The organism is Chamaesiphon sp. VAR_48_metabat_135_sub (assembly GCF_031418915.1).
GTDB lineage: Bacteria > Cyanobacteriota > Cyanobacteriia > Cyanobacteriales > Chamaesiphonaceae > Chamaesiphon.
In genome coordinates, this window is sequence record NZ_JANOJV010000128.1 from 23,477 (window position 1) to 43,281 (window position 19,805).

Annotated in this window: 17 protein-coding genes and 2 tRNA genes; 9 read left to right on the forward strand and 10 right to left on the reverse strand. The window is 43.1% G+C overall.

Translation table 11 applies throughout. The features are described 5' to 3' along the window. Positions 1-20: 20 nt before the first annotated feature. From RMO55_RS09050 to metK, 3 genes are all read right to left on the reverse strand, one after another. The gene (locus tag RMO55_RS09050) at positions 21-1,073 is read right to left on the reverse strand and encodes a hypothetical protein (RefSeq protein WP_310425937.1); all 1,053 of its coding nucleotides are present in this window, start codon (positions 1,071-1,073) and stop codon (positions 21-23) included. A gap of 99 nt (positions 1,074-1,172) precedes the next feature. Next, positions 1,173-2,015 (reverse strand): pantothenate kinase, encoded by an 843-nt coding sequence (locus RMO55_RS09055; RefSeq protein WP_310425939.1) that lies wholly within the window; start codon positions 2,013-2,015, stop codon positions 1,173-1,175. Between the two features lie 149 nt (positions 2,016-2,164). Next, entirely contained in the window at positions 2,165-3,418 is a 1,254-nt protein-coding gene (gene metK / locus RMO55_RS09060) for a methionine adenosyltransferase (protein ID WP_310425940.1), read from the reverse strand. A gap of 160 nt (positions 3,419-3,578) precedes the next feature. Here metK and RMO55_RS09065 point away from each other — a divergent pair, with 160 nt between their 5' ends. Further along, on the forward strand, positions 3,579-4,304 hold the full coding sequence (locus tag RMO55_RS09065; protein WP_310425941.1) for a pyridoxine 5'-phosphate synthase: 726 nt from the start codon (positions 3,579-3,581) through the stop codon (positions 4,302-4,304). A gap of 110 nt (positions 4,305-4,414) precedes the next feature. Then, the gene (locus RMO55_RS09070) at positions 4,415-4,741 is read left to right on the forward strand and encodes an MgPME-cyclase complex family protein (protein ID WP_310425944.1); all 327 of its coding nucleotides are present in this window, start codon (positions 4,415-4,417) and stop codon (positions 4,739-4,741) included. Between the two features lie 85 nt (positions 4,742-4,826). Here the strand turns inward: RMO55_RS09070 and RMO55_RS09075 are convergent, their stop codons facing one another. The 3 genes from RMO55_RS09075 to RMO55_RS09085 all read right to left on the reverse strand — a co-directional run bounded on the left by RMO55_RS09075 (position 4,827) and on the right by RMO55_RS09085 (position 8,554). Continuing rightward, positions 4,827-6,224: a DUF2330 domain-containing protein gene (locus RMO55_RS09075; RefSeq protein ID WP_310425946.1), complete on the reverse strand. Its 1,398-nt coding sequence runs from the start codon at positions 6,222-6,224 to the stop codon at positions 4,827-4,829. A gap of 81 nt (positions 6,225-6,305) precedes the next feature. Beyond that, the gene (locus RMO55_RS09080; RefSeq protein WP_310425947.1) at positions 6,306-7,685 is read right to left on the reverse strand and encodes a DUF2330 domain-containing protein; all 1,380 of its coding nucleotides are present in this window, start codon (positions 7,683-7,685) and stop codon (positions 6,306-6,308) included. Between the two features lie 65 nt (positions 7,686-7,750). Next, positions 7,751-8,554 (reverse strand): RnfABCDGE type electron transport complex subunit D, encoded by an 804-nt coding sequence (locus RMO55_RS09085; protein ID WP_310425948.1) that lies wholly within the window; start codon positions 8,552-8,554, stop codon positions 7,751-7,753. A gap of 332 nt (positions 8,555-8,886) precedes the next feature. Here RMO55_RS09085 and RMO55_RS09090 point away from each other — a divergent pair, with 332 nt between their 5' ends. The 5 genes from RMO55_RS09090 to RMO55_RS09110 all read left to right on the forward strand — a co-directional run bounded on the left by RMO55_RS09090 (position 8,887) and on the right by RMO55_RS09110 (position 13,917). Further along, the gene (locus RMO55_RS09090; RefSeq protein ID WP_310425949.1) at positions 8,887-9,399 is read left to right on the forward strand and encodes a DUF4112 domain-containing protein; all 513 of its coding nucleotides are present in this window, start codon (positions 8,887-8,889) and stop codon (positions 9,397-9,399) included. Positions 9,400-9,586: 187 nt separating this feature from the next. Further along, on the forward strand, positions 9,587-11,602 hold the full coding sequence (locus tag RMO55_RS09095) for an AarF/ABC1/UbiB kinase family protein (RefSeq protein WP_310425950.1): 2,016 nt from the start codon (positions 9,587-9,589) through the stop codon (positions 11,600-11,602). A gap of 213 nt (positions 11,603-11,815) precedes the next feature. Further along, positions 11,816-11,941 (forward strand) — tRNA-OTHER (locus tag RMO55_RS09100). Between the two features lie 127 nt (positions 11,942-12,068). After that, positions 12,069-12,183 (forward strand) — tRNA-OTHER (locus RMO55_RS09105). Positions 12,184-12,312: 129 nt separating this feature from the next. After that, complete coding sequence (locus RMO55_RS09110) at positions 12,313-13,917, forward strand: TROVE domain-containing protein (protein ID WP_310425951.1); 1,605 nt, start codon at positions 12,313-12,315, stop codon at positions 13,915-13,917. Positions 13,918-14,037: 120 nt separating this feature from the next. Here RMO55_RS09110 and RMO55_RS09115 read toward each other — a convergent pair whose 3' ends face one another. After that, a complete protein-coding gene (locus RMO55_RS09115) occupies positions 14,038-15,243 on the reverse strand; it encodes a DUF4912 domain-containing protein (protein WP_310425965.1) in 1,206 nt (401 codons plus the stop codon). A 490-nt stretch (positions 15,244-15,733) separates the two neighbouring features. Continuing rightward, positions 15,734-17,290, reverse strand: a complete 1,557-nt coding sequence (locus RMO55_RS09120) for a site-2 protease family protein (protein ID WP_310425952.1) — start codon at positions 17,288-17,290, stop codon at positions 15,734-15,736. A 123-nt stretch (positions 17,291-17,413) separates the two neighbouring features. On the opposite strand from RMO55_RS09120, the gene RMO55_RS09125 reads away from it, so the two are divergent. Further along, on the forward strand, positions 17,414-18,031 hold the full coding sequence (locus RMO55_RS09125; RefSeq protein WP_310425953.1) for an MBL fold metallo-hydrolase: 618 nt from the start codon (positions 17,414-17,416) through the stop codon (positions 18,029-18,031). Between the two features lie 89 nt (positions 18,032-18,120). After that, a complete protein-coding gene (locus RMO55_RS09130; RefSeq protein WP_310425954.1) occupies positions 18,121-18,246 on the forward strand; it encodes a photosystem II protein Y in 126 nt (41 codons plus the stop codon). A 58-nt stretch (positions 18,247-18,304) separates the two neighbouring features. Here RMO55_RS09130 and RMO55_RS09135 read toward each other — a convergent pair whose 3' ends face one another. Both RMO55_RS09135 and RMO55_RS09140 read right to left on the reverse strand, forming a co-directional pair. Further along, positions 18,305-18,517 (reverse strand): NAD(P)H-quinone oxidoreductase subunit O, encoded by a 213-nt coding sequence (locus RMO55_RS09135; protein WP_310425956.1) that lies wholly within the window; start codon positions 18,515-18,517, stop codon positions 18,305-18,307. Positions 18,518-18,649: 132 nt separating this feature from the next. Then, positions 18,650-19,576: a hypothetical protein gene (locus tag RMO55_RS09140; protein WP_310425958.1), complete on the reverse strand. Its 927-nt coding sequence runs from the start codon at positions 19,574-19,576 to the stop codon at positions 18,650-18,652. Positions 19,577-19,805 lie beyond the last annotated feature (229 nt).

The following is a 19,805-nucleotide window of genomic DNA, read 5'->3' on the forward strand; positions in this document are numbered from 1 at the left end:
TATTTTAATTGTCTATCGAATTACCTACATTTCCACTCGAAAACTATTCTAATTACTGGGTAATTTATTAATGGGATGCGGCATACTGCTGGCAAATTTATTTTGATTTTATTTATTGCTCTTTCTCTAGCTTCTCCATATATAGCCATACTGATAGACGTGTCTGTGTTAACACGATCGATTTGATGATTTCTAACTTTATTGTTGATTGTTTGATTAGTTGTGTTGCCATTGCCAACGACAACAGCACCTTGTTGGTTATCAATTACAGTTGCTGTATCTCCGCCTGAACGATCTCCATTTACAATATTCGGATATTGTTTTTCCATTTTTTGAGCCAGCGCAAAATCGAAATTTTTTAATAGTAGAAATGCTTCTTTCCGAGTTTCGCTATTATTACTAGTTTTCAAAATAATTTGATTTAGGGCTGGAGTAATAATCTGGGAATGACCTAACAATATTTTTGTTTTCAGAATATCGCGATATAGATAATCTATTTTAGAAGCTATACTTACACGTTTTTCTGGCATTTCTGCTGGATTTTGAACTACTTTCAGTAAACTGCTAATAATAGAATTACGGGTTGATTCATCATTTATTTGCCATAGTGTATACAAAATAACCTTATCGAGATCTTGTGTACTTGATGAATTTCCCATCAATGATAATAGAACGTTTGTGGATGAAGAAGCACGAGAACCCATCTGTCCTAATGTCATAATAACGAGCAGTCGTCGATCGGCAATTTCTGTCAATAATTCTGTCGATCGATCTCTAGGAGCTGCTTCGAGGTAGCGCAGCAGAATTGGAACGGCATCTGAGCCACAAGCCGCCAATGTATCTACGAGCGTGGGATTAGTAGGTAAATTTTTGATATTATTCTCGATTTGCTGGATACTACATTGCGTTGTTCTTGTTTGTGCCAAGGATGGTGCCGAGATCGATAAAAATTCACATGCTAACAGTCCAAAAGCAGCTATTAAGCCAACTCTATATTTCGATCTATCTCGAATCATGTTAAGTACCTGTGGAAAAACAATTCCATGACATGCATCGTTAAACCCAACTAACACACCAATACTCTATGTTAGGTTTTATTCTTCAACTAAACTCACACTGAAAAATTTGTCGCGATCGGGGCAGAGACATCTTACCGTAGTAGCTGACATTTATTATACTGAAGTTTTGTGTATATCTTCCGAACACTTAACAAAAATAGCAGATAATCCATGAAACAATAGATCTCGATTCTCTTTCAGAGAGGCTACGCCAACGAATCTCACTCTATTTCTCGAATCCATTGGTAAAATTGCCTGTAAATATCCAACCAAAAGATCTCCATCACCACCAGTAAAGATTATCTGACTGTCTGGATATAACTGCTGCCAATCTTGGATAAAATTGCTAATTCCCGCACTAACTGTATGCAAAATTCCACTGGCGATCGAGTCTGGTGTATTGTCGCTCCAACGTGTTGGTAATTGTTGGGGTAATATTATTTCTGGTAATGCTGCTGTCCCTGTAGATAAGGAGCGTAATTGCAATCTCAATCCTGGCATAATTGCACCACCAATTAGACGACGATTATTGTCAATACCAGTAATTGTTAATGCTGTCCCGCCATCGATGACTAGAACAGGATAGCCATAAGTTTCACCCGCGCCAAATGCAGCTAATGCTCGATCGATCCCTAGGGTTTGATAGAGATTGTGTAAGGGAATATCAGCTAGAGTAATCTGTTTGACTTGAGGTAATTGTTGCCAAATTTCTGTTTGACTGGGGACGACAGAAATTAGATAAATCGGGATTCGATCTATTTCTAGCCGATCTCGTTTGATTATCGCTTGGAGATCGATCGGGAATAGAGATGAGGCTCGATTCTCATACTGAGAGGCGTTGCCAACGATTGTGAGATATTCTGTATCCCAACTCGATTGAAGTTTGGTATTTAAAAACCAAGCCCAATGATAACGGGAATTACCGATCGATAATCCAATCTGGATATTTTCATTCATTATCAAACAGGGACAAAGATATGTTGCGATCTACAATTTCTTTAAATGAAAATATCTCGGAGTAGAAACAATCGATCGATTGTTTCTACTCCGAGATATTTTGCTTGAGGGAAAATGGGACAAAATATTTGTCCCGATCGCACTTTTAACTATGCTGTAGCTAAGAGTTTGGCAGCCGCTGCTTTGAGTTCAGCAGCTTTGTCAGTTTTCTCCCAAGGTAACTCTAAGTCTTCACGACCAAAATGACCATAAGCGGCGACATCTTGATAGAAACGACCATTTCGCTCTGCAGGTAAATTCCGCAGGTTGAAGGTAGCCAGAATCCCTTCTGGACGCAATTCAAACTGATCTTCAATTAGTTCAAAGATTTGGTCGTCGCTAATGATGCCAGTGCCGAAGGTTTCGACTAAAATACTAACAGGACTAGCTACGCCGATCGCATAACTGAGTTGAATTTCACACTTGGAAGCCAAACCAGCAGCGACGACGTTTTTGGCAACATGACGACAAGCATAAGCCGCAGATCGATCGACTTTAGTGGGATCTTTACCGGAGAACGCACCGCCGCCATGACGGGAATAACCGCCGTAGGTATCGACAATGATTTTACGTCCAGTTAAACCAGCGTCACCTTGAGGACCACCAATTACAAATTTACCCGTTGGGTTAACGAGGAAGTGAGTGCTTTCATCTGGCTTGATGTCTAAATCTGCAAATACGGGGATGACTACAGATGTCCAGAGGTCGGCTTTGATTTTAGCCAAAATGCCAGCATCGTCGGTAATATCACCAATTGCGGCATCATGTTGAGTAGAAATCAGGATAGTATCGATCGCTACAGGGACACCATTCTTATATTCAACAGTGATTTGCGTTTTGCCATCGGGACGAAGATAAGGTAAATCGCCAGTCTTGCGAACAGCCGCCAACCGACGAGCTACTCTATGTGCCAAACTGATTGGTAATGGCATTAATTCGGGTGTTTCGTTACAAGCATACCCGAACATAATCCCCTGATCTCCAGCACCCGTCTGGTCGAAAATATCGGTGCTATCATCGCGATTTTCTTGTGCTGCATTGACACCCTGAGCAATATCAGGCGATTGTTGATCCAATGCAATTAGGACTGAAGCACTATTTGCCGAAAATCCGTTGTCGGCGTTTGTATAGCCAATTTCAGCGATTTTTTTGCGAGCTAGATCGATATAATTGACAGTAGCTTTAGTAGTGATCTCGCCAGTGATTAAGACGAGTCCGGTATTGACGACTACTTCTGCGGCAACCCGACTATAGGGGTCTTGCGCGAGTAGTGCATCCAAAATTGTATCAGAGATCTGATCGCAAATTTTGTCAGGGTGACCTTCCGTCACGGATTCTGAGGTAAAAAGATATCTACGAGACAAGGAAATAGTCCTCCTTAATGTTACTTACTGGTGTTAGCCTATGATATTTACATGGTACCCAAATTAATCCAGAATTTCACCATTCTGTAATTAGATGTGCTAAGACAGGATCTAGTTTCTACGCCATTTGTATCAAAATAGAACATAGGAGAATTGAAAATTGTTGACGCTTGGGGTAAATATCGACCATGTTGCCACGATTCGACAGGCGCGACGCACGGTAGAACCCGATCCGATTGCGGCAGCGGTATTGGCGGAACTGGCTGGAGCTGATGGCATTACCGCTCATCTGCGCGAAGATCGCCGACACATGCAGGATCGAGATATTCGACTACTGCGTGAAACTGTTCGCACTCGCTTGAATCTAGAGATGGCGGCGACGGCGGAAATGGTGCAAATCGCTTTGGAAGTGAAGCCAGACTACGTTACACTCGTACCGGAAAAGCGGGAAGAAGTGACGACTGAGGGCGGATTGGATATTGCTGGTCAACTCGATCGACTGAAATCGGTTGTGGACAAATTACAATCAGCGGGGATTCCTGTCAGCTTATTTATCGACCCAGAACCCGCCCAAATTGACGCAGCAGCCCAGGTCAAAGCAAAATTCATCGAATTGCATACGGGACGCTATGCTGATGCCAAGGAGCCAATTCTGGTGGAGAGGGAACTGACTAATCTAGCTGCAGGCTGCGAACTGGCGATCGAGTCTGGTTTACGGGTGAATGCCGGACATGGACTGACTTATTGGAATGTGCGCCCGATCGCCTGTTTACCAGGTATGGAAGAATTAAATATCGGACATAGTATCATCAGTCGATCGGTTCTAGTTGGGATCGATCGAGCCATCCGCGAAATGAAAGCAGCTATGTTTGGGGTGAATGGCTAGTTAGCTTTTTATTAGTGTGGTGGTGGGGGTAAGGGGTAAAATACAACTCCCTACTCCCCGCTCCCCGCTCCCCGCTCCCCGCTCCCAATTAAAAATCACACATAAAAGTCATGCAACCTTATTATTATTTAGTCGCTAGCAAGAGATTTCTGCGAGAAGAAGAAGATTTAGATGAAGTACTCACAGAGCGCGTTCGCAACTATCACGAACAAGAGAAAGAAATTGACTTTTGGTTTATAGATCGACCCGCTTTTTTGGATGCACCGGAATTAGCCAGTGTCAAAGCTAAAGTTCCTCAGCCAGCGACCGCAATTGTTTCTACAAATAAACAGTTTATTACTTGGTTGAAACTTCGGCTAGAGTTCGTAGCAACAGGTGAATTCCAGGCTCCATCGGCGACTATTCCCGATCCAATTGCCGTGCTGACCACAGCTTAGACGAGAGTACTAAGAAGGGCAATTCATGAATTGCCCCTCCTAATGCCAGATCCCAGACTTCTTCAAGAAGTCCGGGGCATATCAATTATTTATCACTCCAAACATTGCGCCAAAATGGAGTGTTTCCATCAGCTTTTGGAAGTGTATTTGGAAAATCAATCTTGGTATAAATATCGCGAATACTCCAGCCAGTGAGATTAGCTAAATTACTAGCTTCTTTCTCCAAACGGGGGCGAAGAGCCTGTTGATATTTTTGACCAGCTTCACAACTCAGATTGCCTTTAAAGGGGTGATTCATCACATAGCGACCTTGGAAATTTTCCTGATTGCCAGTTTCTTGAAATACTAGATCTTCAGGGAATTTATCGCGGGTATACCGAACGTGGATGCGGGTAATGAAGGTATTTCCTTGAGCCATCATCGGACGGCGACGAAACCGAATGGAAGGATTCACAGGTACAGTATCGCCATTATTTTCCCAAAATACACCAGCTTCTTTTAATTCAGTTTGTGTCGGCGGTGCGCTCGCACAAGGATCGCAGTTGGAGACATTCCAAGCATATTCTAAGAAGGCAACTTTCTTCTGTTCCTGCTCGTATACTTTCTGGAACGTTGCTTTATAAAACGATCCGAAGTCTGACTTAACATATTCAGGTATTTCTGTGCCAGTTGGTACTTTCACTGTCCGATAATTAGTGAGTTCTACTTGTCCTTTGGATGAGAGGACATAGACAACTAAATCTTGTTCGCCACGAGAATTTATCATCCCCAATCGGATTGGTAGCATAAATTTGGGAGATTCATAAGCAATTTGGATCGGACGCAACAATTGATAGCCAGATTTATCAAATTCTTTGACATCTATTTTAGCAACAAAGAACTTGAGGTTTTGTTTGATATACGGACTTAATAATTCACTCGCACCTTTAGGAATATTGTAGCCACTTTGCCGCAGCCAGGTTTCCAATCCGTCTGATTGTTTAGCACTGAGAATTACGATTTCATATTCGTTTACTTTGAAGGTGTCTTCAACTGTTACGCCTAACTCTTGTCTAGAGCTTTCACGACTAGCTGCAAACGATTTTAATGATTGTTTTATCATATTTCCATTGCCAAATGCATCTGAGAACTGGAGGTCTCTGCAAGGATCGGGATCGAAATATTCAACTAATCGGGGTTGACTAAATGCGTCTAGTTTGTCGATCGTGCTGCGTTTGCCGACGTGGACTTGTTCTCTTTTAATGGCGACAGGGACGGGTATAACCATTGCGAAATCTTTAACAGCTCCTTGGAAATCATTTGCCATCGTTAGGATGGTTCGATCTCCATTTCGAGCGATAACTACTTGGGAAGCTTTATTAAATAATTTCGCATCTGCTCCGCCGACGTAGAAGCCACAAAATGCGAGTGCTTGGGTTGTATTAGAGAATACAAATATACAAGCGAGGCCTAGACTAATAATGATTCGAGTTAGATTTAACATATAAAGTTAGAGTCTTCAAATACTATATGAAATTTCGTAGGGTGTGTTAGCAATAGCGTAATTCACCCTACCATATTTGCTTTACTTATCACCCCAAACATTCTGCCAAAACTGATTACCATCAGCTTTTTTAGGCGTATTTGGGAAATCAATCTTGCGATAAATATCGCGGATGCCCCAGCCAGTGAGATTTGCTAAATTGCTAGCTTCTTTCTCTAATCGGGGGCGGAGAGCCTGCTGATATTTTTTGCCAGCTTCACAACTCAGATTACCTTTAAATGGGTGATTCATCACATAGCGACCTTGGAAATTTTCCTGATTCCCTGTTTCTTGAAACATGAGATCTTCGGGAAACTTGTTTCGAGTATAACGAACGTGTAAACGAGTGATAAATGTGTTACTTTGAGGTGCCGAACGGCGAAAGCTCGGTGGAATATTTCCCGATGAGCTATTACCATCATCTAACCAAAATACGCCAGCTTCTTTTAATTGTGATTGTGTTGGCGGTTCGCTAGAACAAGGATCGCAATTACCAGTATCCCAAGCATATTCTAAGAAGGCAACTTTTTTCTGTTCTCGCTCGTAGACTTTTTGAAATGTTGCTTTATAGAAACTCCCAAATTCTTTCTTGATATATTCAGGTATTTCTGTACCACTAGGGATCTTGACAGTTCGATAATTAGTAAGTTCTGCTTGTCCTTTGGGTGAGAGAATATAAACAATCAAATCCTGTTCGCCGCGAGAATTTATCATACCTAAACGAATCGGCAGCATGAATTTAGGCGATCGATAAGCAATTTGAAGTGGACGTAATAATTTATCCCCAGATTTATTAAATTCTTTTAGATCGATTTTAGCGACGAAAAATTTGAGTTTCTGTTTGATATATGGACTTAATAATTCGCTAGCACCTTTGGGAATATTGTACTCATTTTGCCGCAGCCATGTTTCTAGTCCATTAGATTCTTTAGCACTGAGAATTACGATATCATATTCTTTGACTTTAAAACTATCTTCAACTGTGACACCTAAATTAGCACCGCTTTTTCTCATGGCTGGTGCAGCAGCGGATGGACGAGGAAGAGCAGAATCACTTCTCTTTTCTGCATCCATCATCGGCGCACAAGGATCGGGATCGAAATATTCTACTAGTCGGGGTTGACTGAAAGCATCTAATTTCTCGATCGTGCTGCGTTTGCCAACGTGTACTTGTTCTCTTTTAATGGCGACAGGAATGGGTACAACCATCGCGAAATCTTTGACGGCTCCCTGGAAATCATTTGCCATCGTTAGGATCGTGCGATCGCCATTTCGAGCGATGACTACCTGAGAAGCTTTATTAAATAATTTTGCATCTGCACCACCAACATAAAAGCCACAAAAGGCGATCGCTTTAGTTGCACAGCTAAGTACGAGAATACAAGCAAGACAGAGACTAATAATAAGTTGAGGTATGTTCATTAGGGGATAGGGGGTAGGAATTTGGGATTCGGGATTTGGAAGTAGATCGATAGCCCGCTTTTACCTCATGCTTTCAATTCGCTATAATACCAATTAAATCGAGGTGCTAGCCACAGACGATCGAATAAAATTGTCAGTGGTGATATAGTAAATAAAGCAATAAATACTGCCTCATTAATATAGAAGTAATTGCGGAGAATAAATGCTAATCCGGCGATCGCGATCGACCAGATAATTCGCGCAAATCGAGCATTGGGAATCGATCGTGGATCGGTAATCATAAATAAGGTAAATAGTAACAGCGAACCACTCATTAATTTATGAAGGCACACATCCCACGTCCAACCTAGCCAGATATTTCTGGCAATTTCTAATAAAGCATAACTACCCAAAAAAGCTACACTAGTATCCCATCGCCCTACCCGCTTGAGGACGATGCCACCCATACCGAAAAATAGCACTAAATACCACCAATCAGATCCCCATTGCCCAGGTGACACCCAAGCATCGGGAGTGAGGATTAAGGCGATAATTATGCCAAAATTAGCGGGGTTAAACCAATGCTTTTTGTTGGTAGTAAAAATGAATTTACTGGCGATCGCTAGGATACCAGCTAAAAGCATCGTACTGACTCGATCGGCACGCAACAGCAATGATAAACCCAGGCTAGTAATCAGGGCACTTTTGAGTGTAGGTAGAAGATTTTCTGTTGGCTTCAACAAACTAGTCAGTACTAGTTGTGTTAAGCAACAACTGAGGATTAAAGTTAGGATTAATTCTGGTTTAATCGACCAATCTCTGGTCATAATTCCTAGTCCCAGAAATGTAGTTAAAAAGACGATCTGATAATCTCGTGGATCGCTAAACATAGGGGTCGTGGATAGTGGATAGTGAGTAGTGAATAGAAGATAACGTGAATTTATACACGACTTCTATTGGGAATACTGTATTTGTCGATTGAGATGATGCTGCGATCTAAAGATACAGGTTGTGGAGATCGAGTTCCTGAAATTTGATAAATAACTTTAGATTCTGGCGTTGCTCGATTGATGTACAATCTGTCGTTTTGAAACAAACAGTTATCCTATTCTCCTGACTCTCCCCTTTCTTTTCTAGCTGTTCTGGCTTGGAGTATGATAGATCGTGGATCGAGTTGTTGAAAAATTCGATCTTTACCGCCAATCGATCGAGATAACTAGTTATGGATGATACGAGACAGGGCAACAATAATCTAACAAATGAACCCCATTTTTCTCATGCACCACGCTTGAAACGGATGCGCCAGCTAAGTAAGTTACTTGATGGAGCAATTGCGATTCCTGGAACAAAACAACGTATCGGCTTAGATCCCATTTTGGGATTGATTCCTGGGGGTGGCGATACAGTTAGTGCTGCATTATCTGGCTATATTATTATCGAAGCTGCACAGATGGGCTTACCACGCAAAGCATTGATGCAGATGGTGATGAATCTCATCATCGATACGGTGGTGGGTTCAGTACCAGTAGTGGGCGATATCTTTGATGTGGTTTCCAAAGCCAATTTACGCAACATGCAAATCGTCGAAAGTCATGCTAAATTATCCGCACCTAGTGCCAAAACAGATAAATTGTTTATCAGTTTACTCATCGTGGGATTGATAGTTTTCGCGCTAGCAGTCGGCTGTATCACCGCGTTGGGGTGGAGTTTGGCGAGCAACTTATTCAACAAGTAGACCAATCGTTCTAGCGATTTTAATCGCGGCTATAGTGGCAAAATCTCGCTTAGATGTGGGTATTCCGATCTTTAATAGGAGGGGAAACCCCTGCTGGAGAATTTTTAGTGACGGTAATATGGATATTAGCTCCTGCCAGTTCAGAAAGATTGTTACAATACTTAATAGGGCTAATTATCTTCACCTCATGAACACTACATCCTCTATTCAGTCTGATGCTCCGTCTAACTATCCAGCCGAGACAGCCGTAACAACAGAACTAGTAAAGGAGGAGGAAGTTGTGACTCCCAGGCGGGTGAAAGAAGTTACTGACGATACCTGGTTGAAGTACGATCCGATCGCCGTCGCCGAGTATTATAGTAGTCAGCCCCTGAAAGTATTTTTCCGCTTTATTAGTATCTTTTTTCCGATCGTTAATTTTGCCTTAGGCTTATGGCTGGACAAGAAGACAAACAGAACTAATAAAAATCGCAATAAGCGGGCAGTTCAGATCCGCAAAATGTTGACTAAATTAGGGCCTGCTTATATTAAAATTGGTCAAGCACTGTCAACTCGACCTGACTTGGTACCACCACAATTCCTCGAAGAGTTAGCCCAGCTCCAAGATAATATTCCCGCCTTTTCTAATGAGATTGCTTATCAATTTATCGAAGAAGAATTGGGTGACAGACCAGAAGTAATTTATGCTGAGATTAGCGATTTACCAATTGCGGCAGCATCATTGGGGCAAGTATATAAAGGTAAGTTGTGGAGCGGTGAAACTGTCGCAATTAAAGTTCAACGGCCTGGTTTAGCTGAGAGCATTACTCTAGATCTCCATGTTGTCCGAACTCTATGTATTTGGGCGCAAACTAACTTCAAACAAATTCGCAGCAATTTAATCTCGATCGTCGATGAATTTGCCGAGCGAATTTTCGAGGAAATGGACTATGAGAACGAAGGGCGGAATGCCGAAAAGTTTGCCGAATTGTATGGCAGTATGCAAGACATCTATGTACCTGGAATCTACTGGCAATATACAGGTCGAAGAGTCCTGACAATGGAGTGGATTACGGGGACAAAGTTAACCAATCTCGAAGCAGTAGCCGCACAGGGACTTAATGCTACTTATTTAGTCGAAGTTGGCGTGCAATGTTCTTTACGTCAATTATTAGAGCATGGTTTCTTCCATGCCGATCCTCATCCTGGTAACTTATTAGCCATGCCTGATGGTAAATTAGCTTACCTAGACTTTGGGATGATGAGTCAAGTTAAGCCATATCAACGCTATGGTTTAGTAGAAGCGATCGTGCATTTAGTCAATCGAGATTTTGATGGGTTGGGACGAGATTTTGTGAAGTTAGAATTTCTCACCGCCGATACAGATTTAGCCCCAATTATTCCAGCGATATCTGATGTTTTTAATAGCTCCCTGGGTGTCGCGGGAACAAACATCGCCGATATGGATTTCAAGAAAGTTACCGATCGATTGTCGGGCGTAATGTATGATTTCCCCTTCCAAGTACCAGCTTACTATGCATTGATCTTGCGATCGCTTGCCACCCTCGAAGGAATTGCAATTTCCGTCGATCCTGATTTCAAAGTACTGGCAAAAGCCTATCCCTATGTTGCCAAAAGATTGCTAACAGATCCCGCACCCGATTTGCGGAACTCCCTCAAAGAACTATTATTTAAAGATGGTTCCTTCCGCTGGAATCGGCTCGAAAATCTGCTATCAAATGCCCGCAGCAGCGACGAATACGATCTCAATCAAGTTATCGACCAAAGCTTAGACTTCATCCTATCCGATCGAGGTACATTCATTCGCGACTATCTCGCCGATGAGATCGTTAGCGGTTTAGATAATTTCGGTCACAATACACTTCAGTCTGTCACCTATGCCATCCAAAAAGGGATGGGAATGAAGGTCGAAAAAGCCCCCAGCAACACCCAACAGCTATCAGACGGACTCCAGAACATCCAACGGATTTGGGGCATCTTACAGCAGACTAAAGGCTTCGATCCGTCGATCGTTTTACCCCGCATCCCCCAAATTCTAATGCACTCCGAAACCCAATCATTCGGACAAAAAATCGCCAGCGGTTTAACCCAACGGATGGCTGCACGCCTGATTCGCGAGGTATTATTGCAAGATGTACCTGAAGATATCTTGGTAACAGATAAACCCCAGCTTGCTTTAGCAGATCGAGTTCGATCGAAATAATGCCGTAGCGTGTGTTACTGCGGAGCATAACGCACCCTACTCAGCTAGAGTCATTCTATCCTTCCTCGTTTCTAGCATATTACCTCAAGTCTATCCCTGGATGACCTGCCTCAAGTAGCAAAGCGATCGCACCACACTAATCTCAAATAAGTTACGATAAAGTTATCGATCGAGTGTAAACTCAGACTCGATGGCGAAGGATCATCCCAACATGGAGCAGGTAGCCAAGTGGTCTAAGGCAGGAAAAACTCCTCGATCTATTACTTGTCTGTAAAGGCTGGAGATTAAGGATTATCGCATAAACGACCTATTCGCGGGTTCGACTCCCGCTCTGCTCCAACAACACACAACTTATGGAATAGGTTCAAGCCTTGATTGATGACTTGTCTGCAAAGGCTGAGAATTAAGGGTTATCGGTATGGTAACTGAAAAGTTATGCGGGTTCAAACCCCGCCTTGTCCTCTTTCGGCGGGTAGCTCAGTGGTAGAGCGATAAAAAACCCCTTTATTCGATCCTTGCCAGCAATGGCTGAAGAACTAAGGTTATCTTATTGGTCGTGAGTTCGACTCTCACCCCGCCGAATTGTCCAAACTAAAATATCGAAATGGATGGTAGGGATAATTCATGAATTACCCCTACCATCCATCTTCGACCGCCTAGCGGCGCGCTTGCGCGATTGAATACTTGTCTGAAAAGACCGAATAAATATCATGACATATAACTTTTTTACCAACAAACAAAACCAAAACCCCCAAAATCAACCCATCCCCGGACGTGAAGCTGAAATGATCCAAGCGCGTTCTGGTGCGTATACATTTGATGCGGGGATCTGGAAGATGTTGCAGCGGTGTTTATTAATCGGTACGTCGCAAAATGCTTACTATGCAGATAAGCACGAATTGACCGATGATTTTGTTAGTACTGTCAAACAAGCTGTCATCGAAGATCCGGCGAGAACCGCTCAAGAAATTATCGATGCTAGCGATGGCAAAGCGATTAATAATAGTGCGCCAATCTTAGCATTGGTATTACTATCGATGGGCGAAACACCAGAAGCAAAGAAAGCCTTTCTGGAAATCTTTCTCCAAGTTGTGCGGACTGGTAGCCATTTTTATGAATGGTTGAATTATACTAAATCATTGCGCGGGATGGGTAAAATTATCCGCGAAGCTGGACGCAGTTGGTTAGGTAAAGAAGATGCCAAAGCTGTCGCCTATCAACTGCTAAAATATCAACAACGGAATGGATTTAGCCATCGCGATGCGTTGCGACTATTCCACGTTCAACCACCGACCAAAGACCACGAGCTTTTATATCATTGGGCGGTGAAAGGATGGGACGAATTACCGACCGAAATTCCCAGCAGTTCCCTCGCTCAAATCTGGTGGTATGAGTGGCTAAAACGCAATCCTGACAGTACTCATGAGGCAATCCTCCAAGGGAGACTTACCCATGAAATGGCGGCTCCTGTAGGCAAGATGGATGTCCGTGCTTGGCAGCTATTATTTAATGATATGCCGATCGGGGCAATGCTCCGCAATCTTGGTTCTTTAACTGAATTAGGCGTATTAAGAGCCGACGAACCTGGGAATCTCGATCGAGTCGAATCAGTACTCAATAATCGCGATCGAGTCCGAGCGGGGAGAATTCACCCGATCGATGTTTTAAAAGCACTTAAAACTTATCAATCTGGCGGTAAACTTGGCAAAAGCAAAAAGACTTGGGTACCAGTGCCTCGGATTATCGATATCCTTGAAAAAGCTGTCGAATTAGCCTTCGATTCGATCGAGCCGACAGGTAAAGTTTTCATGCACGCTGTTGACATTTCTGGCTCGATGTCTTGGAGTGCATTACCCTCGATTGGGATGACTTGCTGTGAAATTGCGACAGCGATGGCTTTAGCATCAGCAAAAGCAGAAACTAACTATATGATTCGCGGATTCTCTACCGAATTCATTGATTTAGATATTACCAAGCAGGATACTTTTACTTCCGCATTAGCTAAAGCTCAAAACAAAAACTTCGGTGGTACCGATGCTGCCGTCGCCTATGATTGGATGCTGAAAAATAACTTTAAAGCTGACGTAATTTGTTTTTGGACTGATAGCGAAAGTTGGGCGGGAAATAGACATCCCAGCCAAGCTTTAGCCGAATATCGCCGTAAAATTAATCCCCATGTTCAAGCAGTTTATATCACCTTACAATCAGCGCAAATCACCTTAGTAGATCCCAAAGATCCCATGTCTTGGGACTTAGGCGGTTTCGATCCTACCATGCCCAGAGTGATCCAATCGATCGCACAAGAAAATGTCTAGTAATCTTGGGCGTGGATAAAGAAACTAAAGCCAAAAGTTCAACCCTCTGATATAAACTTCAGAGGGTTGAAACCATTATTAGAGATGTAGAATTTGGACTTTAATCCAAAATCGTGATGACTAGAACCATTTCTCAGGTACAGCTTCTTCTTTAGTATTGGTATTCCGAGAAGGAGTCGATCGATCGAATGTCATGTGTACCGAACGTTGTTGTTCGCCATCTTTGGCTACCGCAATGATTGGGTAGTCGATATTCCCATCTTGGAAGGACATCTGGAAGCGGAAGGTACCATCGGGATTGAGTTTGATTTGTCGTCCGCCGATGGAAACTGTCGCATCGGGTTCGGTTGCACCGTAGACGATTAACTCGGCATCAGCAATCAACCAGAATTGACGCTGACGTTCGCCGACATCCATGCCAATACCTGACATGCCGACCCCAGACATATTCACACCAGAAGTAGTAGGTAAAGACCACATCCCAGCTCCAGAGGGGAATACGAAGGAACTGATCGATTCTAGTGGTGATTGCTGCATGGAACCATAGAGCGAACCAGCAACTCGGAGAGATTCCATCGACTCTCCCATCCCAAAGATTCGATCGTAGATCGCACTCTGTTCGGTAGTTTCGCTAGCTGTACCGGCTTCTGCTGCTTTGTGGCTAGGAGGTACGAGTTCGACAAAGGTTTTCCCTGCCAATTCTTCTTCCCAAGGTACAGTGATGAAGATATCTTCGATCCAGTCGGAGGGATAGACGGGGGGAATGCTGACAGATGCCGATCGAGCCAATACTAACCAGCGACCATCACCACAACGATAACCGATATCGATCGTGTATGAGCGATCGCTTACCGGAATTGGTAAGTACCATTCCCGTGCCATTTCATCGATCGGGTATTCTTGAATACTGTGGGGACTTTGGTTCTCTAAACTGATGTCAGTGACATCATAAATGCGTAAAGCTAATTGTTGTCCGCCATGATAGCGCAATTCGTTTTTGTGTTCGATCGGAATATCCCAGTAAGCATAAGCCCATTGTGGATCTCTTGGTAATAAAACAATCCGGCTGTCTCCATAACCACCAGGCAAATCGCCTAACCCTTCATCCACATCTGCTAATTCCTCAGCAGTAAGATCGACATCGACTCCAAGTTCAAATTTTCCTGCTTCCACTGCTAATTGTGCCTCCAGTTGTGTAGATGGAATGTGAGTAGACTGAGTACTCTGAATTTTCTGAATTTCTTCCAGCAGTTGGGATTTCCGCATCCTGCTGTAACGGGATACTCCACAGACACTTGCCACGCGGCGAAGTTGTCTGAGAGTCATTTCTTCTAATGTGTTGTCTGTCGTCACGATCCGAATCTCCGAGTAAGGTGTAGATGAAAAATCTGATAAATTTGGCTCTACACTTTGTTGTCACCTAAGAAAATTTGCTATCGCTAATCAGTCGGTTAGTTGACTAACTACATTTAAGCTGTTTATTAAATTTCTAGAACCTAATATGGTCGAAAGGTCAACTAAATCGCAGGTGACTAAGTTGCGATTTGCTAAAATACGCATGTTAGTTAAATTTACTAAGTTCTGGAATATTTATTTCTCAGTCATTAGTGATTAACAATTGTGGTGTATGAGTACAATCTAACAAAACTTTACCCCTATCCGTCAAGGGGGGATCGCCTTCAATTTCTCAGGTTTAACGCTTTTACGCCATTACAGCTCTAATAATTGTCAAGAAACCATGACAATTGCGTTCAAAAATTAGGGTAGGGGCAATTCATGAACTGCCCCTACCCTAATTTTTGAGCTTTCAAGTAGTTCAAATCCCTAATAATTCCATCAACACCGTTGGCACTGGAATCAAAGTCAAGATTAAAATTCCTAAGATCGCAACACCAAGAGCGTCACGGAAGTTGTTGAGATCGGAAACATCATTGAGTGCTGGTTCATCGATCGCTGGAATCAGCGAAATGACGATCGCCAAAAAGAGGAGATCGGTATTGCCGAATCCAGAAGATCTAAACCGAATAAAGCCGAGGATTAATAAAATCACCTTACTTAATTGACTGACGATCGCGCTAGGTTTTTGGCCGAACATGCCATGCACGATGTAACCACCATCGAGTCTACGGAGTGGCATCAAATTGATCGTAATAATCAGCAAACTAATATAAGCAGCGATCGCCACACCATTTAAGTCGATAGCTCGATCGGCTACAAATTGGCTACCTAGTGCCAATTTGCTCAGTAACGTCATCAGGATCGAAAAGCGGGGATTGAAGGCGTGAAAGCTAAATAAGGTGGCTTTGAGGTCTAATGGGACAGTCTGCGATTGTGTCAATCCCCAAATTAATAGGGGAATCGCTAATGCTAATCCTAACATCGAAGCGACAAACCCGAGATCGAAGACCGCTTTACGATCGGGAATCGGCGATCTCATTTGCACCAGACAACCATAAGTTCCAGGTAGAAATGGGAGCGGGATAAAATAAGGCAAACTGGTATCGATTCGGTAAATTTTAGCGACAAAATAGCGGGCAATATCGCGAAGTCCTAAGATAAAAATAATGCTGAGAGCATAGGGTAAACCAGCTCTAACCAGATCGCCAAGATCGCCTTTAAACCTTGTTAGTGCGGCACCAAAATAGGTAGTAGGAATGAGGGTAATTAGAAATAATATGAGCGCGGTTGCATAATCTAGCCAGCGGCGCGATCGGGTAATCAGTGTCTGCTGGGGTCGAGGCACTAGTGCAAAAAACGGTTTACCAGTCGATAAACTATATTGAAATAAGATAAAGAATCGATCGCCGAATAAGTCTTCAATATTTTTGGTAATTGTGGCGTAGGCATTATCGGCATCAGTTCGCAATTTACCCCGACACAATACGGCTTGTGGACGATATTCAATTTTATCTAAGAAGAATACATTCCACGCAAAACAAGTCCTTAATGTTGCCTCTTCGTGAGCTTCGATCGGTCGAATGGCGGTCGTCTCGGCGATGAGATCTGATTCTGGTGGCGAAATCGTTATCGGGAGATCGAGTTCTGACGGGGGCGACTCTGCTAATGATTGGCTCTGTACCTCTTCAGAGCTAGGCAAACTAGCCTCAATTGGCTTCGCCAAAGACCGAGGGTTCGATCGTCCCCAGTCTAGCAATCGCCAGTACAAAAACCAGCAAATCGAGCAGATCCCCACGGCTACTGGTAACGGCGGAATTTGCTTACTCCAGGTAACTGTCGCCCCAGTTAATACCGGTGGAATCATGAGGATCGCCCATAATATCCAGAGCGGAATTGTCACGATCTTACTAACAGTTTGACGCAGAATAATATACGTCACAATTCCCGATAAAACTAAAATGAATAGTAAAGACAACCACATAATTAAACGGAGTCAAGAGTCAGGATTCAGGAGTCGGGAAATTGGTAGAATATAAATCCTTACCAACTACGCGCTCTGATGCAGCTAGAATCAAATTTGTCACATCAATCTTTGTCAATGAAATCTCCAGTTAATAAACTGCCGACAGAGATTTTGCCAGGTATTTTTGCTTTTCCCCCTAACCGCGAGATCTTAGGTGGTACGGCTTATCTAATCGCAACTCCTTTGGAGAATGTATTAGTCGATAGTCCAGCTTGGAATGATGTTAATCAACAGTTTATTGCCGATCGAGGTGGGGTGAAATGGTTGGCTATCTCCCATCGTGGCGGCATCGGTCAGACCACTGCCATCGCCACTGAATTGGGCTGTGAAGTCATCATCCAAGAACAGGAAGCTTACTTACTGCCAGAAATTAAAGTTACTACTTTCCAACAAAAGTTCGATCTTAACGATAGCATACATGCAATCTGGACTCCTGGACACTCCCCTGGATCTGCTTGCTTCTACTATGCTGGTGCTGGTGGGGTGCTATTTACAGGTAGACATCTATTGCCAGACCAATTTGGCGCAGCCGTTCCCCTCCGCACCGCCAAAACTTTTCACTGGCTCCGTCAACTCCGCAGCGTCGATGCCATCTGGCGACAGTTTCCCTCACAACAACCACTGAGTCATATCTGTCCTGGTGCTAACACGGGATTACTGCGCGGTAAAGGATCGATTTTAATTGAAAGTTGAAAGCCCAATACTATGGACTAATTCTGTTAGACTATATGAACGATATCTAATCATCAGAAAATCTTTTACTTCTCATTCAGGAAATAAATATGGACTTCGACTTTCGACTTTTGATCGTCCTGGCACCTCTTGCCGCCGCAGGTGGTTGGGCTATTTACAATGTACTCCCAGCAGCTATCAAGCAAATTCAAGGACTTCTAAGCGAGAAGAACTAAGAGTAACGAAACACGAAGTAGGGACAATTCGCGAATTGCCCCTACTTATTTAAAACCCCTAAAACCCTTCCAATTGGTCGATTCTGAGCCAAATATTGGGCGTTGGGACTTGTCCGAATTTAACTAGGGCATAATCGCCCCGTAAATCTACCACTTCACCCTTAGTTTCAAATAAATACTTTGGAAACCTGGAATCACTAGCCTTTGCTTCTAGGCTATTTGCTAGCGAACTTGCGATCGCCCGAACGGAATCTCCTTTCTTGACTGCCATAATTTTAGGGATTGGGTTTTAGGGATTGGGTTTTAGGGATTAGGCTTTAGGTATTAGGTTTTAGGCTTTAGGATCTATGACACAAGCGTTCTGTTAATCCTAATACCTAATACCTAATCCCTAACTTCTAGTTTAGCGTCTGCGACTGCCAAAGCCAGAACTCGATCGGCTGCGACCGCTACCAAAGCTTCGACTTGAGCCTCCCGATGGACGAACGGTAGGGCGAGACCTGTCAGATTGACGGAGAGTACTACTCCCAAACCCAGATCCCGTAGCGCGATTACGTTCGATCGACCGATTAGTATTGCTATTAGTGCGATTGAAATTACTATTATTATTCAATCGTCCGGTTGTTCGTAGAGTAGTACGATTAGTTACGGCTGGTGGGGGACTATTGTAACGGGTTTGATAACTCTGTACAGCTTGACCATAGTTATTCCCATAGCCGCCATAACCTTGCATTCCGCCATTACTATAAACAGGGGGCACGTAGTATTGGGGTCTAAAGAACATGTTGCTAATTACCTGTCCGGCAACTTGTCCGGCGACGGCACCAGCAAAAGGCTTCCAGAAACTAGATTCTTGTTTGACTACGACAGTTTCTTTTTGTCCGGTTTGGGGATTGGTCTGACTTTGAGTGACATTGTGGACGTATTCAATTTTGAAGTCTTCTGGCATGTGTAGAGAAACTTGCCCTTTTTCGGATTTGAAATAAGTCTTTTCACTCGCTTTAACTTCTTCATCAGTTAATCGCGCCATCTGAAGGTTCGTGCTACGGTACATCGGCGGCGTGCCAGCAGGCGTATTCAGCAGCATGAGGGTGTATTCACCGTTTGCATCATTATAGGTAGCTTGCTGGACGGGATACTTGCCATCGGCGATTGGCTTTTGGTTGGTGTTATTACTAACAGTGGGACTTTGGATGGAAGTGTTGGTTTGTTTATTTTGTACCTGAGATGACCGATCTTCATTTCCAGAGCCGCAGGCTACCGAAGTGATAGATAAGGTCAAAGCCATAAAAATTATCATTAATCGACGTAACATATAAGCTGATTTCATGACTGTTGTATTTTCTTATTTTAGCTAATTCTCAGGTCGATCTACAATTCACAATGTTGGGCGAAAGAGAGATAGTCGATAGAGTATGGATCTCCACCTTTTATGTTTATATTATCCGATCGTTAGATCGACAAAATACCTGGTAAACCGATCGTGACGATCTGGTTAACCGCATCTCTCAAACAAGAATAATCGAGAATTCAGCCACTATCGACTATTTACAAGGGAA

Coding starts and splice junctions, on each gene's coding strand:
- RMO55_RS09055 (WP_310425939.1), bottom strand. CDS start 2,015: ATGAATGAAAATATCCAGATTGGATTATCGATCGGTAATTCCCGTTAT.
- RMO55_RS09070 (WP_310425944.1), top strand. CDS start 4,415: ATGCAACCTTATTATTATTTAGTCGCTAGCAAGAGATTTCTGCGAGAA.
- RMO55_RS09075 (WP_310425946.1), bottom strand. CDS start 6,224: ATGTTAAATCTAACTCGAATCATTATTAGTCTAGGCCTCGCTTGTATA.
- RMO55_RS09080 (WP_310425947.1), bottom strand. CDS start 7,685: ATGAACATACCTCAACTTATTATTAGTCTCTGTCTTGCTTGTATTCTC.
- RMO55_RS09085 (WP_310425948.1), bottom strand. CDS start 8,554: ATGTTTAGCGATCCACGAGATTATCAGATCGTCTTTTTAACTACATTT.
- RMO55_RS09090 (WP_310425949.1), top strand. CDS start 8,887: ATGGATGATACGAGACAGGGCAACAATAATCTAACAAATGAACCCCAT.
- RMO55_RS09095 (WP_310425950.1), top strand. CDS start 9,587: ATGAACACTACATCCTCTATTCAGTCTGATGCTCCGTCTAACTATCCA.
- RMO55_RS09110 (WP_310425951.1), top strand. CDS start 12,313: ATGACATATAACTTTTTTACCAACAAACAAAACCAAAACCCCCAAAAT.
- RMO55_RS09115 (WP_310425965.1), bottom strand. CDS start 15,243: ATGACTCTCAGACAACTTCGCCGCGTGGCAAGTGTCTGTGGAGTATCC.
- RMO55_RS09125 (WP_310425953.1), top strand. CDS start 17,414: ATGAAATCTCCAGTTAATAAACTGCCGACAGAGATTTTGCCAGGTATT.
- RMO55_RS09130 (WP_310425954.1), top strand. CDS start 18,121: ATGGACTTCGACTTTCGACTTTTGATCGTCCTGGCACCTCTTGCCGCC.
- RMO55_RS09135 (WP_310425956.1), bottom strand. CDS start 18,517: ATGGCAGTCAAGAAAGGAGATTCCGTTCGGGCGATCGCAAGTTCGCTA.
- RMO55_RS09140 (WP_310425958.1), bottom strand. CDS start 19,576: ATGAAATCAGCTTATATGTTACGTCGATTAATGATAATTTTTATGGCT.